Raw genomic sequence first — 14,571 nt, 5'->3', positions numbered from 1 at the left:
CTATAAGTATATAAATTTTAAGGAAAATGGTATAAGTGCAACTAAGTCTTCGCCTTCGTCAGAGGCTTGGCGAAGCCAAGTTTTCTAATACCGATTCCGTTCCGCGCCTCTTGATCTTGTTTTTAACAATTCACCTAAAAACAAGGTCTGCTCGTCTTGCTTCGAGCCAAGTTGTTAGACGCTCATGTTGATGAATGCTACACTAATCGTGAATAGCGAAAGGAGCGATTATTATGAAAATCGGGTTTATCGGCAGCGGCAATATCGGCCGAACCGTTGCCTCTTGCTTTCTCCGTGCCGGTCATTCCGTTGTGATGTCCAATTCCCGCAGTCCGGAAACACTGTCCGACTTGGTCAAAGAATTAGGTCCTAAGGCAAAAGCTGCCACTGCGGAACAAGCAGCACATGAGGGTGACTTGATTGTTGTGACGGTACCGCTTTATGCGCTTCCTAAATTATCAACCTCCGGAACGGATGGCAAAGTAATTATTGATACCATGAACTATTATCCATTCCGAGATGGGCATATCGCATCGCTTGATGACGGAACGGCGACGACCAGTGAATTGACGGCGGAACATTTTCCGAATGCACGCGTAGTCAAAGCGTTCAACTCAATCATTGCTTCAGAAATTCAAACAACTGCCAAACCGCAAGGCGATCCGCAACGACGAACGCTCCCGATTGCCGGAAACGACGCGGAAGCAAAGAAAACAGTCATCGACTTGATTGAATCCATTGGTTTCGATGTCTATGACGCCGGCGCGCTGCATGAAGGCTATCGTTTTCAAAATGGCACTCCTGCTTACTGTGCCCGTGCGAACCGTGACGAATTGATTCATCTTCTGCAACAAGCGTGATTTCTATCTAGTTGACATAAACTAAAGGCGGCACAGCGAAAAAAAATCGCTGTGCCGATTTTTAACGTCCTGGATAAAATGTGATTTGGCATCCATTCTTCGGTTAGGCGCGATTATTTCTGGATTGACTTGAATTTTCCCCCGATTGATGCCGAATTTGTCCTGATATAAGTTGCCATGGGCTCGATTCCCGGAATAGATGCACTTTTCCCCAGATTGGCCTGAAGTTTTCCCGGATTAAACTGTTTTTTCCCTGATTCATTCCGAGTTTGATTGGATAAAAGTCGCGGACACACTCGATTCCCGGATTAGGTGTACTTTTTCTCTGATTGTTTCGGACTTTCCCCCGATTAAATTGATCGTTTCCCCAATTAATTCCGAGTTTGTCCGCATGAATTTTTGCGCAAGTAAAAACCCCCTCGTTAGAATTTCTGCGAGGGGGCTGTTTATTTATTTTACATCGCCTTAAGCCGTTCGATTCTGCTTTCGGTTGATGGGTGAGTCGCAAACCAGTTGGTTTTCTTACGTTTCTTGCCAAACGGATTGGAAATGTACATTGAAGCCGTTGCATCCTTAACATGCTTCATACCTTTGTCATCACTGCTGATCTTGGTCAGTGCGTTGATCAACCCCTGCGGATCGCGTGTCAGTTCCACCGCCGATGCATCGGCTAGATATTCACGGTTGCGCGATACCGCGAGCTGCACGAATTGCGCGACGAGCGGCGCGAGAATGATCAGGACAAGGGCAATAATCATGAAGATCGGATTCGATTTTTCATTATTACGCTTATTGCTTCGGCCGCCGCCCCAGAAAAACATGCGCTGGCCAATGTCCGCGACAACAACGATCACACCGACAAGTGCAATACACAGTGTCATCAGACGAATGTCGTAATTTCTAATGTGAGAAAATTCGTGTGCGGTGACTGCTGCGATCTCCTCACGGTTGAGCCGTTCAAGCAGGCCGCTCGTGAAGGCGATCACGCTGGACTCCGGTTTCATACCGGTCGCAAACGCATTGGGTGACGGGTCATCGACAATGTAGATTTTCGGCATGGGAACATTCGCCGCGAGCGCCAGCTCCTCAACCACGTTAAACACCATTGGATTGTCGCTTTTCTTGATCTCTCGCGCGCCAGCCATGCTCAGAACTTGAGCACGAGCACTTGCAAACGTAATGGGCACATAAAATGCGAGTACCACCGCCGCAATGATCGGTCCTGAAAGCATGTCCCCGTTCAGAAAATAGCCAACCGCCCAGCCGATCACAAGGACAAGAAAACAGAAAAAGGTGAGCAGCACGAGCGTTTTTCGCTTATTTTGTTGGATTTGTTGATAGAGCATGAGCAGCCTCCGTTAAAAGGTAACCTTAGGCACGTCGCGTTCAGTCTCAGGGATTGTGAGCAGCTCTTCTCTTTTGAAGTTGAACATTCCGGCGATAATGTTCGATGGGAACGATTCACGCTTGATGTTATAATCCTTCACCGTCTTGTTATACAGCTGACGGGAATAAGCAACCTTGTTCTCTGTTGTCGCCAATTCTTCCTGGAGCTGCAGAAAGTTCTGATTCGCTTTCAAATCCGGATAGGATTCTGCTAAAGCAAAAATTGACTTCAACGCACCTTCAATCTGGTTATCCGCTTCAATTCGCTGCTGCGGCGTACCACTGATCAAACCATTTCGTGCTTCAATAACCTGATTCAGCGTTTCTTTTTCGTGCTTCGCATAGCCTTTAACCGTTTCCACGAGATTCGGGATCAGGTCATGGCGCCTCTTTAGCTGCACATCAATCTGACTGAACGATTCCTGCACCCAGTTGCGGAGCTTGACCAAACCGTTGTATTGAGCAATAAAATAAATCACGATAATTGCTAGGATGGCGATAATAATCCATGTTGTCATAAGTTCCCTCTCCTTTTTTTCTGTTGATTTAAGTATAGCATTTGAATGTCATCCATAGCCTATTCATGTAATAATTCCTATAAGAATAGGAAAAAACAGCTCCTCACGGTGTAAGATGCTGCTCAAGTTATGCTTCGTTTTCTTTTTTTTGAAAATACTCGATCATCCATGAGGGTACTGCATGCTTACGTTGTACAACGATTTTTCCACTTTGTATGATTGCTACTGTAGTCGGCATACCTCCAGTATTATCAATCAAAAATGACTCATCCAAAGCATCAATAAGTTTAATAAAATGGTTAATTGACCGATCTTTTCTGCGAAATACATCTGCTTTGGGAATATTATGTCCTCCATTTTCAACACGATATTTAATTCTTCTTAAATTATACGAATCGTCTTGTAAAAACAAAAAGAACATTTTGATGGTAAATCCTTTTTCTTTTGCAGTCAAAATTTGATTCACTGCAAGTTTCCCAGATAGCGTTGTTTCCATTGAAAAGTTTATTTTCTTTTCAATACACTCGTGAATCATTTGAATTTTTTCCCTGCTTTTATTTGAGGATTATTCACATGATTTAATTTCATATTTTTGGCTATTAAGTCGGTGTCAACATTGATGTCGGAATCCATTTTATCCAAAATTAAGCTCCGAAAAGTACTTTTACCACTTCCGTTATTTCCGGCAAATACGTACAGTGTGCACATAAAGTTAAGCCTCATTAACGATTTTAATCGTTCCATCCGGATATTCTTCAACCATTTGTCCATTTTTCTTATAAACAATCGGTGTATTATTGGCCTTGCCGTCGATACGTGCACGATCAATGATGTATGGAACCATTCGAAGGATCTCTTTGTCTCTAGAATCAATATTTTTGTTCAAAGTAAACGACCTCCGTTCTCTTAACATGCTTTACTTAAGTATATCCTGTTTTTCTGCAGAATCCACAATAGAAAGAATAAGACGGCTTCTCTTTGCTCAAGCCGTCCTTTTTAAAAAATTATTCCAAACAAAAATCCTTAATCCGTTCGCGATCGGCGCGCGTGATGCCGAACTCTCGCTCCAGGTACTTGCCGAACTTGCCGTAGCTGCCGAAAATGGAGCCGATCGATGCGTCCAGGTATTCTTCGTGCAGCAAGAAGCCTTCTTCAAAATTTTTCAGTTGGGCTCCGGATACGTACTGCGCAGCTTCGGCAAACGTTTCCTGGTGATAAGCAACCAATGTTTTATTTGAGAAAAGGTAGTCCTCCATAATGGTTTCGAAGGAAACACCAAGGGTACGCAAAAGCAGCATTGCGCCGACACCGGTTCGGTCGCGGCCGCCGGCACAGTGGTGAAGCACCGGTAAATTTTCTTCCGGTTTCTTAAACAACTGCATCAATCGTTTATACGAACCGTTCTCAATTGGCATTTTTCGATAGACTTGCGCGAATTTTTCACGTGTAAATGTTTTATAAAAAAGCTCCGGATTCCACTCATCTCTGGCGGTCAATTTATCTTCCCCATTTACCGCAATTCGTTCATGCCGTTCGTTGCCAATTTGCGGATCCGGCTTGAGCACAGCTTCCGCTTTGTCACGGTAATCATAGATGAGTTTGAGATTCAAAGGCTTTAGATTTTTTTTATCTTCATTCGTCATTCCGGTCAGTTCCGCAGAACGAAAAAGAAGTCCCTTTTTCACTTTCCGTCCGTCTCGTGCTTTTATTCCGCCCATATCGCGAAAATTATATACACCTTCAAGAGGCAGCACGCGCTCCATCAATACATTGCTTTCCATCAGCATCCCCTCTTCCCATTCAGCTTCTCTTTTTCATTTATTTTATCATAGTTTGTTATTCAGTTTGTTGCGACAATGCTAACGATCTGTCAAACTTTTATTTACTTAGTCTTTTTAAATGGAGATGGTGCAACCTGCGCGTACTTCCTATTGACCGGGTTCAACAATTGCGCAAGAACCGTATCTTGAAACCTATTCCTTGGGTTCATCGAATGGTCCTTAAAGCGACAAAATAACAGGAGGTAAAGAATGATCTTTTTCGAAAAGCTCTTTAACTGGTTATTTTTTATCGGTATTATTCTGCTTTTCGGCCGGCTGCTGACGCTGATTTTCCGGTTGATGCATGTGCCGTTTACAACCTTTTTCAAGGATTACAGCGTGATTTCTCTGATCATTTTAGTCATTGGCGCTATTGGATCTGAAATGATTAAAGGCATGAAGAAAACGAAAAAGTAACGTGCTCAGTCGAACTCCGCGACCCAATTCTGATCGCTCGCCGCTCTAAAGCACAGCTTGATTTGTTTCGGAGTATTCTTTTCCTCAGCAAGGGGCGGCAGTTCGTCGATACCAAAGTATCTGGTCTCAGTTGTTTCAATGTTTTTTTCAAATTGTCCGCCAATCAGTGTGCAAAGCACGAACACTTTGCAGACGCCATAAGCATACACCGGAAGATTATGTGCATTGCGATCTTGAATGGCAATAAGCCGAATCGGAACGACGTCCAGTCCGGACTCCTCCTTCACTTCCTTGATTGTATTCGATTTAATCGATTGATCCACATCGACCCATCCTCCGGGCAACGACCATGTGCCGGCATTCTCTTTCACCAGCAAAATCCGGTTATCTTGAAAAATCGCCGCACGTGTATCAAGCTTCGGTGTTTGATAGCCGGTTTCATTGCAGAAAATCGCTTTGACATGGTCGAGCGAGAAACCGGTTTTCAGGCTCAGCATTTCCGCTGCAATTTCACGAATGCGTGCGAATCGTTCCTGATCAAAGCGATCCTTTGAATAGGCGAGACCGGCCTGTGCCAGGGCTTGAAGCTCCATCGCCCAGTTCAGCCAAGGTTTATCGCTAAATCGTTCGCTGTTTCTCTCATTCATGCAAATCCCTCCAATGGGTATGTATCTATGAAAAGTTGAAATAATCATGTACGATGATGGAAAGCACTTAATTAATGATGAAATGGGGAATCAGGATGAATAACACTGATAAATTTACCGGTAAAGCTTCAATCTACGCTCGCTTCCGTCCCGACTATCCGCAATTGCTGCTGGATGATCTGCTTACCCATCCGAGTCCGCAATTTATTGTCGCCGATATTGGATCAGGCACAGGCATTCTGACCAGACAACTGCTCGATCGCGGCGTCAAGGTTATCGCTGTTGAACCCAATGAAGATATGCGTACCGCCGCGGAGACATCACTCAACACGTATTCTCAGTTCACATCAGTCTCCGGCAACGCCGAGCACACGCAACTTCCTGACCATTGCGCGGATCTGGTCACGGTCGCACAGGCGTTTCATTGGTTTGACGTCAATGATTTCAAGAAAGAATGCTGCCGCATTTTAAAGCCGGATCAAAAAGTTGCCCTTATTTGGAACAGCCGCATACCGAACGCACCGCTCATTAAAGAAACCGCGAAAATCTGCAAGACATTCTGCCCAAATTTTCGCGGCTTCTCCGGCGGTATTGATGGTGACCGTTCAAGTTTTTTACGCTTTTTCCGAGATGGCGCGTATTCTGTTAAAACCTATAGTCACCCGCTCCGGTATACGCTCGATGCCTTTATCGGCCGGCATTTATCGGCTTCCTATGCCCCTAAGCCGGGCGATGCAAGCCGCCAGCCGTTCGTTCAAGCGTTGACGGAGCTGTTCTCTCGTTATGAACAAAACGGTGCTGTTTCGTTTCCGAATGAAACACGATGCTATTATGGATGCGTATAAAGATCAGCCGTTTCCTTCTGAAAATTCCGGATAAAGTGACATACCACCATCCACAAAAATAGTCGTACCGGTCACATAACTTGATTCATTTGAGGCGAGCCAAGCCGCTGCGGCCGCAACTTCTTCCGGCTTGCCGATATAATTGATTGGAATCAGGTTCAGGGTACTTTGTTTTTGTTCGGGATCCGCAAACTTTTCTGCGTTGATTGGCGTTTGAATGGCACCGGGTGCAATTGCATTGACTCGAATGCCGCGTTTGGCGTATTCCAAAGCAATTGTTTCCGTGAACAGTTTGACGCCTCCCTTGCTGGCGGCATAGTGTGCAAAAGTCGGCCACGGAATTCGTTGATGAACGGAAGACATGTTGATGATTGTGCCTTTTTTATTGTGTGCCAAATAATGGTTGATCGCTGTCTTCGCACCGAGGAATACTCCGGTCAGATTGACATTCATAACCTTCTCCCAGTCTTCAAGACTGAGCTCATGCGTCTGTGCCCGATTTTCCATCCCGGCATTATTAATCCATACATCCAATCCGCCAAAATGTTCTACTGCTGCATCCAGCAAGGACTGGACGCCGCTCTCGGTTCCCACATCCGCTTGCACTGCAATGGCTTTCCCACCGGCCTTGTTTAATTCTTCAACCGTTTGTTCTGCCTGCCCGCTGCCACTGTTGTAGTTGATGACCACCGACATCTTTTCTTCGGCTAATCGGCGCGAAATTGCATTCCCAATTCCTTTAGATCCGCCTGTGACAACAGCTGTTTTTCCGAATAGATCTGAATACATAGTGCTCCCTCCAATTTTTCGTGTTCCTTTTATTGTGAGAAAAATCAGCGGGAATATCAAGTCAGACCGGTTGGCGATATTTACGCAGCCTCAAGCAGGCGAGCCAATTTAGTTTATTTTATTAAAACATGGAGACTATAATAATCTCTGTGAACATGATGGATGTTTCTGACTGTGACCGAGTTGTACGCGAACCTAGGAAGCACTCAATTCGGATCTATTTCAACATGAAGGAAGAGGAATTAAGTCATGAATCAGACCATGAACAAGGAACAAGTTAAAGAAAACATTTTATCCGCATTTCAATTCAGGCACGCCTGCAAGCAATTCGATCCGGCAAAGAAAATCAGCGATGAAGATTTTCAGTTCATTTTGGAAACCGGTCATTTATCGCCAAGCTCATTCGGTCTTGAACCGTGGAAATTTGTCGTCGTACAAAATAAAGAGCTGCGCGCCAAGCTTGCCCCGGCAGCTTGGGGGGCAACCGAAAAGCTGAAGACTGCAAGTCACTTCGTGCTGATTTTGTCTCGGCTGCACTCCGGACTGGATGCACATTCCGAGCACGTTCAGCACATGATCAATGACATTCAGCAATGTCCGCCGGATGTTGCCAAAATGATGACCAATGCGATCGCTAATTTTCAAAAGGTGGATTTCACCCTGGCTGAAAATGAACGTGTCTTCTTCGAATGGGGTTGCCGCCAGTGCTATATTGCGCTTGGTAATATGATGACTGCAGCTGCTGAAATCGGCATCGATTCCTGCCCAATGGAAGGCTTCAACAAGGATCAGGTGGAAAAAGTCTTAAGTGAAGAAGGCATTATTAAGGGCAACGATTTCGGGATTGCCTGCATGGCGGCTTTTGGTTATCGCGCCAAGGACCCACGTCCGAAGACAAGACAGCCGATTGAAGACGTCATCGAGTGGAAAAATTAACCTTTATTATAAGAAGAGACCTGCGTGAATTCGTTGCGCAGGTTTTTTTTACACTCCAAGAACAATTCTTTGACTTACTTTTTGTAAGAAAATAAACTATAGCTATCAACAGAAAGAGGTGGGACAATGACCTATTTATATAAAATCACCAAGCCCGAAACAGTTACAGAGACGACTCCAATCCTTTTCACGATGCATGGCGTTGGCTCCAATTATCACGATCTCAGCTCCATTCCCGGAGATGGTGAGAAAAATTTTGTACAGATAGATGTACAAGGCGACCGGCCATATGGCTCCGGATTTACGTACTATGTGCCCGACTTTTCACGACAGACTGAAGAGGAAGTGATTAACGGCACCTTGCATGATCTTGATACATTCTTTGATGAAGCGATTCAAAAAGAAGGGCTCTCCGAAAAACAACCGAGATATTATCTTGGCTTCAGCCAAGGTGCCATTTTGGGCCTGTCCTACACTCTGCTTTATCCTGAAAAATCGAGTGGTGCTGTGATTTTGAGCGGTCGTCTGCCCGGTTATGTCGCTGAAGCTGCCCGAACAACAGAATTTGGCACGCAGCCAGCTTTCTTTGTCGGACACGGACAGTTTGATCCTCTCTTTCCGGCAAAAATCGGTCAGGCGACGCAGAGCTTTCTCGAAGGTAAGAAGCTGAGTGTCACCTATAAAGAGTACCCCACTGCTCATGGTGTCATTATGGATGAAGTCAACGATATTCAGAACTGGCTGAAGGCTCAGTTCGAGGCATAAGGTTGAACCCCCATTCGAGAACAATTCGAATGGGATTTTTTTAGCTTTTGCCAGAATGACAACCAGCCAAAAGTGTCACTGTCCAGATTCGATCAGTGTCACTCTTTTCTGTTCGATCATATCGCGCTGCTGCTTCAGATCGGTAATTTGCGCGTCTAAAGTGCTGAGCAGGCTATTGGTTTGCTGCAGAATCTTTCTAGTCTGCGATTCTGAGTTCTGAATCTTGCTGTGTACCATCCAATCGGTCACGATGTTATCAAAAAAGTAATCGGCGAAGTTCAGGAGTTGATCATTTTCGAGATCAGTTAGCGCGGCATCGGTAATATCACTCAATTCATTCTGAAATTGTCTCAGCGCTTGTTGCGCTTCATGAATATCGCCATGCGCGTCATCCATCTTTTCATGTTTTATCGCTGTCGAAATGAAGCCGCCACCGAACATGTCCCAGTTCGACCAACCTTCCGCAGACCCTAACGATTTCAGTGCGCGTTCAAGCGCGTTGCGTGCCTGCGCACCTGCCGTGAACGCTTCGCCATACTCTTTGAGATTTGCGCGAAGCTCCGCCTCATGGTCCATTAATTTGTACAGCTCTTCGCCTAGCGGTGATTGGGCGTCATGAATAAGTTGCTCTTTTCTCTGCATCCACTCTGAATAGCGCTCATCCGCATTTCGCACGGATGCTAACTGGCTTTCTAGCTCAGCCATTTCTTTTTTCATATCCTCCGAAGTGCGACAAGCCTCCTGATACTTCAGCTCTGCCGCCACTGCTTCCTGCTTCTCCTTATCAATTTTTTCCAGTTTTCGTCCAATAATTGAATAAAGAATAGCGGGCACGCTGAACGACTCCATACGCTCTACATCTCTTTGTTCCTTATGAAGCATGGATTTAAGCATATGCACTTTTATTTCCTGCTGCTCTGCCTCATCCTGCAGACGCCCAAGCTGATCTTCCCATTTCCGTTTGTACTTCACTTGTTCTTTGATTTCTAGAAGTTCTTTGTCGAATCGATCAAGCATTGCGATTTCCCCCTTTTAATAATGAATCAGTGTTCCCGCAAGTCGAAACAGCAACGGAATAGCCAATAGCAAAAGTGCAGCCATGATCCCTGTTGCGCCAATTAAATCGGCAAGTGACAAGAGTTTTATTTGAAAAACTCTTGTGATCAGAAGCCCATTCACCGGCACAAGCACCAAGAGTCCTGTCATCAATCCCGGCGAATATCTTCTTTCAAGAATCGTTGATGGCAGATGAACAAGGAAAACGTTGAGGATCATTGCACCGACATAACCAAAATAAGCATATTTCAAAAACCATTGATCGGGATAGAAAAGATAGAAAGCCGTGATCAAAACCGCAAGAGCTGTGACAAAAAGAACAGCGAACAAAAATTGATCTTGCGTAGGCTTTGGTTGCCTTTTTATTTTCGACGGCTGCGCAGATTTTCTCACAAGCCAAATGGCTTCCTCAGCATTATGAAGGAAGAAGGCAAGTATGAAAAGTAGTAAAAGATATGAGGACATGGCGGCCTCCTAAAAGTTAATAACCGGCTGCAAGATACTTGAGAGTGCGGACATCCAATCATCATCAAAGTCGTTGATTCCATTTTATTCGTTATGTATTGCGAGGGTCCTATATGAAGTGACAAGAATTGTGCGATAGGTATAGATTTTCATTTGTTAGCTTTCTTGTTTTTCTTTGCTTTCCACTCGGAATCAAGTATTCCGTACACGACATGATCCACGTAATGATCGTAAAGCCATTCGGCTTGGCGGATGCAGCCTTCTTGCTTAAATTCGAGCCGTTCAGGCACGGCACGACTCTTTTTATTGCCTGAAGCAGCGCGAATTTCCACCTTGTGCATTCCGAGTTCATTGAACGCGTAATCAGTCATTGCGGCAGCCGCGCGTGTCATGAGCCCCTTTCCTTGGTAACCGGCACCAAGCCAATAGCCAATTTGCGCAGTCTTGTTCATCATATTCAATTCATTGAACCCGATCACTCCGGCAGTCGCTCCATTGAACAGAATGACCGTTGTCAAGCTGCGATTCTCACCATAACCTCTTTGCGCGCCTTGAATGAACGCACGCGTATCGTTAACGGTTCTTGTCATATCCAGCCAAGGCAGCCATTCGCGCAAATGATCGCGCGACTTATCGGTCATCTCAAAGATTCGCTCTGCGTCACCCAGATCAATGAGTTTCAATGAGATCTCATTATCAATTTTATGAAGGAACATAGGACGCATCCTCTCATTTTTTTCTATTGTATCATCACTTGAACCACAATATAGTTTAGAATGGAAAAAAAGCACTGGAGGAATCTAATGAAAATAGTTAGATGGGTAATTTTGTGCGTACTGCTTTTGTTTGCTGGGGGCACACTTTTATCTAAACATGAACCGCCAACTGCCATTGTCACGGTGAATCATGCTCGGATAGAAACGGTAGAAAAAAATTATAATTGGTACTATGGATTATTCTATCTTAATCGAGTATCCGGTCATTCAGACATTATATTTAACATGTTGCACACCAAAGTGATCAAACCAGGCACAAAAGCGAAAATTAATTTTGCCGATCATTCCAATCCAAAGCTTATGGCGTACATCTGGCGTGACCGTAAAACTGGACCGGAACTGGCTGTCCACAAAAGTCAAATCACACTTCCGAAAAAACCAGGAACCTATGTTATCCTCCTCCAATCACAATGGACGCGCGGCAGTTCTGATTATGTATTCTCTGTTAAGGTACAATAACGGACTTTATTTAAAGGAGATTTCTATATGAACGAGCATCCGAAAAAAAACGTCATCTTCATAACGGGTATGTCCGGCACCGGAAAATCCACCACGTTGATTGAACTGGCGCGCAGAGGATACACCGTTGTCGACACCGACTATGATGGATTCAGTATGGAGGTGCCGCTTGCCGGTGGGCAGGGTTTTGAACAGCTGTGGCATGAAGAGCGCATAAACGAGCTTCTTTCAAAGCATGATGAAGGCATAGTGTTTATCTCCGGCTGCGTCCGCAATCAGAGCAAATTTTACCCTCAATTCGATGTCATTGTACTCTTGTCTGCACCTCTCGAAACCATCCTTGAGCGTGTCAAAACGCGTAATAATAATCCCTTTGGAAAAACGTCAGAAGATCGAGAACGGATCATAAGTGACTGTACCGCAGTTGAACCGCTTCTTCGTGCCGGGGCCACTTTGGAAATCAATACGCAAAAACCAATTCATGCTGTTGTTGATGAACTTGAGGCAATCGCTAAAGCCATTTACTAACACATTTATAAAAACTCAGTAGAACGCGTCAGGTCTTTACTTCCGCAGGATGCGGTAGCTTTCGTGTTGCGTGCAGGACGTACTTTCACAGGACGTGATGGTTTTCGCGTTCTTAGCGAAAGTTTCTTTGCTCCAAATGCAGTATTGAATCATCCACCTTGTGCTTGAACAGACATCTCGATTTCATAAGGCAATGTGTCCTTAATTAAGTAACGAGTAAAATAAGCGGAAATTTTCCGCTTATATGCATCATGGCACTTGCTTCGCGGGTAAATAAGGGTAATTTTTCCGGTTATGCAAAGAAAAAGCCTCCATTTTCACGTTCTTCGGTTCGATAAGCGGAATTTCTCCGTCTATTTATACAATTTTTTCATTCATTTTTTAATTAAACGGAATTTCTCCCTTTATTTCTCAGATTGGGCGCTACCTGATCGTCCACACCATTCGCTAACGCATGCATAGAAAAAAAGCGGCCCAAGCATTCGATTTGAATGCCAAGCCGCCTTTTTTGTTTCATCTATCTATTTTTCAGATCGCATAGTCATTTTTATTTTTTCTGCAGCATCTCATATACTTGCTTCACATCTTTATCGCCACGGCCGGAAAGGTTGACGATGATACTTTCGTCCTTCGGCAGCGTCTTTGCAAGTTTCATTGCATAAGCTACGGCATGCGCGCTTTCCAGCGCCGGAATAATTCCCTCAACCTTAGAAAGATTCAAGAATGCATCAAGCGCTTCTTGACCGGTCACGGTCACATATTCACCGCGGCCGGATGCCTTCAAATAACTGTGCTCCGGTCCGACGCCTGGATAATCCAGGCCAGCAGCAATGGAATAGGTTGGCTTTGGATTATTATTTTCGTCCACCAGGGCGTAACACTTAAATCCGTGGATAACCGCCGGCACTCCTTCAGCAATGCTTGCTGCCTCAACAGGCTCCACACCGACAAGACGGACGCTTGGTTCGTCAATATAATGGGCAAACGCACCGATCGCGTTGCTGCCACCGCCGACACAAGCAACAACCGCAGCTGGTAACTTGCCTTCCTTCTCCAAAATCTGGCGTTTCGACTCTTCGCTGATCACGGATTGAAAGTGGTGAACCATCGTCGGATAAGGATGCGGTCCGACCGCTGAACCAAGCAGGTAGTAAGTCGTCTCATGGTTTTGAACCAAGTCGCCTAATGCAACATCAACGGCATCCTTCAGGCGTCCTTGCCCTTTTTCTACAGGAACGACTTCGGCGCCAAGCAGTTCCATCCTGAAGACGTTCAATGCTTGGCGTTCGGTATCATATTTACCCATATAAATCGTACATGGCAATCCAAACAGAGCGGCTACAGTCGCCGTTGCGACACCATGCTGTCCGGCACCGGTCTCGGCAATAATCCGTTTTGCGCCCATCCGTTTCGCCAGTAAAATCTGGCCGATTGTGTTATTAATTTTGTGCGCGCCAGTGTGATTCAAATCTTCTCTTTTCAGATAGATTTTCGCGCCGCCCGCTTGTTCCGTCAGATTCCTCGCAAACGTCAGCGGATTTTCACGCCCCACATATTCTTTCAAATAATAATGCAATTCCTCGTTGAATTCAGGATCATCCTTGTACCTGTCGAACGCCTCGGCGATCTTCGCTAAAACCTTTTGCAATTCCTCCGGTACATAGCTTCCGCCGAATTCACCAAATGTTCCTGCCTCTGTTACTACGCTCATACTCTTACTCATCTCTACTCAGCTCCTGTTCTTTTTTTCGCATCCGCCCTATGGAAGATGCCGAAAATGTGGTGCTCTATAAGTTTCTGATAAATTGCTGATAAAGTCAAGGTGAATGAATTGACTGGCACAAATTTTCCAAACTTTTGCATCAATCGTGATATTGCGCGTCTGCGTTCTCTGATTCACGCGTAAAGCCTTGAAATCTGGTTCCTTGAAAATCAAGCATGCCACGATCTCCTTCGGCTAGTTCACCGTATTCAGAGCCGTTTAGGCGAAACTCCATCCGATCTCCGCTTTCGACTTCAAATGTGGCATAATAGTTTGTGGAAACCATTGTTTGATTTCCGCCTGAAGTCTGTGTTCGTTTCGCCACCACCGAGGCATGTACGCGGAGTCGTGGTTTTTGCTCATTCGAAGACCACGTCGCCATCCCTTTTACAGCACTTACTACGATGATTGCAATAACAGCGAAAAATCCAATGTAAAACAAAATCTGCATGCCTTGAAAACTGGCATCAAATGAATTGCCAATCATAAAATAACCTCCTGGCTTGGATTTGCACGTTCTCTTTTGGGGTATTAGGATATGA

19 protein-coding genes are annotated in these 14,571 nt (G+C 45.0%); 7 read left to right on the top strand and 12 right to left on the bottom strand.

Annotated elements, in window-relative coordinates; all coding sequences use genetic code 11:
• Nucleotides 1-233 precede the first annotated feature (233 nt).
• A complete protein-coding gene (locus NOM01_RS09870; protein WP_255748345.1) occupies nt 234-860 on the top strand; it encodes an NADPH-dependent F420 reductase in 627 nt (208 codons plus the stop codon).
• A gap of 455 nt (nt 861-1,315) precedes the next feature.
• On the opposite strand, the gene htpX is transcribed toward NOM01_RS09870, so the two are convergent.
• The 5 genes from htpX to NOM01_RS09845 form a co-directional block, all read right to left on the bottom strand.
• A complete protein-coding gene (gene htpX, locus NOM01_RS09865; protein WP_255748344.1) occupies nt 1,316-2,206 on the bottom strand; it encodes a zinc metalloprotease HtpX in 891 nt (296 codons plus the stop codon).
• Nucleotides 2,207-2,218: 12 nt separating this feature from the next.
• Nucleotides 2,219-2,764, bottom strand: a complete 546-nt coding sequence (locus tag NOM01_RS09860) for a LemA family protein (RefSeq protein ID WP_255748343.1) — start codon at nt 2,762-2,764, stop codon at nt 2,219-2,221.
• Nucleotides 2,765-2,891: 127 nt separating this feature from the next.
• Nucleotides 2,892-3,299 carry a hypothetical protein gene (locus NOM01_RS09855; protein ID WP_255748342.1) on the bottom strand — a complete coding sequence of 136 codons (408 nt, stop codon included), beginning with the start codon at nt 3,297-3,299 and terminating at the stop codon, nt 2,892-2,894.
• 177 nt (nt 3,300-3,476) lie between these two features.
• Entirely contained in the window at nt 3,477-3,650 is a 174-nt protein-coding gene (locus NOM01_RS09850; RefSeq protein ID WP_255748341.1) for a hypothetical protein, read from the bottom strand.
• A 118-nt stretch (nt 3,651-3,768) separates the two neighbouring features.
• Entirely contained in the window at nt 3,769-4,545 is a 777-nt protein-coding gene (locus NOM01_RS09845) for a tyrosine-protein phosphatase (RefSeq protein WP_255748340.1), read from the bottom strand.
• A 249-nt stretch (nt 4,546-4,794) separates the two neighbouring features.
• Here NOM01_RS09845 and NOM01_RS09840 point away from each other — a divergent pair, with 249 nt between their 5' ends.
• On the top strand, nt 4,795-5,001 hold the full coding sequence (locus tag NOM01_RS09840; RefSeq protein WP_255748339.1) for a hypothetical protein: 207 nt from the start codon (nt 4,795-4,797) through the stop codon (nt 4,999-5,001).
• A gap of 5 nt (nt 5,002-5,006) precedes the next feature.
• Here the strand turns inward: NOM01_RS09840 and NOM01_RS09835 are convergent, their stop codons facing one another.
• Nucleotides 5,007-5,648 (bottom strand): NUDIX hydrolase N-terminal domain-containing protein, encoded by a 642-nt coding sequence (locus NOM01_RS09835; protein ID WP_255748338.1) that lies wholly within the window; start codon nt 5,646-5,648, stop codon nt 5,007-5,009.
• A gap of 95 nt (nt 5,649-5,743) precedes the next feature.
• Here NOM01_RS09835 and NOM01_RS09830 point away from each other — a divergent pair, with 95 nt between their 5' ends.
• The gene (locus NOM01_RS09830) at nt 5,744-6,493 is read left to right on the top strand and encodes a class I SAM-dependent methyltransferase (protein WP_255748337.1); all 750 of its coding nucleotides are present in this window, start codon (nt 5,744-5,746) and stop codon (nt 6,491-6,493) included.
• A gap of 3 nt (nt 6,494-6,496) precedes the next feature.
• On the opposite strand, the gene NOM01_RS09825 is transcribed toward NOM01_RS09830, so the two are convergent.
• On the bottom strand, nt 6,497-7,282 hold the full coding sequence (locus NOM01_RS09825; RefSeq protein WP_255748336.1) for a glucose-1-dehydrogenase: 786 nt from the start codon (nt 7,280-7,282) through the stop codon (nt 6,497-6,499).
• 249 nt (nt 7,283-7,531) lie between these two features.
• Here NOM01_RS09825 and NOM01_RS09820 point away from each other — a divergent pair, with 249 nt between their 5' ends.
• Nucleotides 7,532-8,218 (top strand): NAD(P)H-dependent oxidoreductase, encoded by a 687-nt coding sequence (locus NOM01_RS09820; protein WP_255748335.1) that lies wholly within the window; start codon nt 7,532-7,534, stop codon nt 8,216-8,218.
• A 126-nt stretch (nt 8,219-8,344) separates the two neighbouring features.
• Nucleotides 8,345-8,983, top strand: a complete 639-nt coding sequence (locus NOM01_RS09815; protein WP_255748334.1) for an alpha/beta hydrolase — start codon at nt 8,345-8,347, stop codon at nt 8,981-8,983.
• 75 nt (nt 8,984-9,058) lie between these two features.
• On the opposite strand, the gene NOM01_RS09810 is transcribed toward NOM01_RS09815, so the two are convergent.
• The 3 genes from NOM01_RS09810 to NOM01_RS09800 all read right to left on the bottom strand — a co-directional run bounded on the left by NOM01_RS09810 (nt 9,059) and on the right by NOM01_RS09800 (nt 11,220).
• Nucleotides 9,059-10,000, bottom strand: a complete 942-nt coding sequence (locus NOM01_RS09810; protein WP_255748333.1) for a hypothetical protein — start codon at nt 9,998-10,000, stop codon at nt 9,059-9,061.
• Nucleotides 10,001-10,015: 15 nt separating this feature from the next.
• Nucleotides 10,016-10,504, bottom strand: a complete 489-nt coding sequence (locus tag NOM01_RS09805; RefSeq protein WP_255748332.1) for an HXXEE domain-containing protein — start codon at nt 10,502-10,504, stop codon at nt 10,016-10,018.
• Nucleotides 10,505-10,653: 149 nt separating this feature from the next.
• Entirely contained in the window at nt 10,654-11,220 is a 567-nt protein-coding gene (locus NOM01_RS09800) for a GNAT family N-acetyltransferase (protein ID WP_255748331.1), read from the bottom strand.
• An 87-nt stretch (nt 11,221-11,307) separates the two neighbouring features.
• Between NOM01_RS09800 and NOM01_RS09795 the strand changes: the two genes are divergently transcribed.
• Both NOM01_RS09795 and NOM01_RS09790 read left to right on the top strand, forming a co-directional pair.
• Nucleotides 11,308-11,739, top strand: coding sequence for a hypothetical protein (locus NOM01_RS09795; RefSeq protein WP_255748330.1), 432 nt, complete (start codon nt 11,308-11,310; stop codon nt 11,737-11,739).
• Nucleotides 11,740-11,766: 27 nt separating this feature from the next.
• Nucleotides 11,767-12,267 carry a shikimate kinase gene (locus NOM01_RS09790; protein ID WP_255748329.1) on the top strand — a complete coding sequence of 167 codons (501 nt, stop codon included), beginning with the start codon at nt 11,767-11,769 and terminating at the stop codon, nt 12,265-12,267.
• A gap of 547 nt (nt 12,268-12,814) precedes the next feature.
• On the opposite strand, the gene trpB is transcribed toward NOM01_RS09790, so the two are convergent.
• The gene (trpB, locus tag NOM01_RS09785; RefSeq protein WP_255748350.1) at nt 12,815-13,978 is read right to left on the bottom strand and encodes a tryptophan synthase subunit beta; all 1,164 of its coding nucleotides are present in this window, start codon (nt 13,976-13,978) and stop codon (nt 12,815-12,817) included.
• A gap of 151 nt (nt 13,979-14,129) precedes the next feature.
• A complete protein-coding gene (locus tag NOM01_RS09780) occupies nt 14,130-14,516 on the bottom strand; it encodes a DUF2500 domain-containing protein (RefSeq protein ID WP_255748328.1) in 387 nt (128 codons plus the stop codon).
• Nucleotides 14,517-14,571 lie beyond the last annotated feature (55 nt).

The organism is Sporolactobacillus sp. STSJ-5 (assembly GCF_024385605.1).
In the GTDB taxonomy this organism is placed as follows: domain Bacteria; phylum Bacillota; class Bacilli; order Bacillales; family Sporolactobacillaceae; genus Sporolactobacillus.
This window is presented reverse-complemented; position numbering and strand designations above follow the sequence as displayed.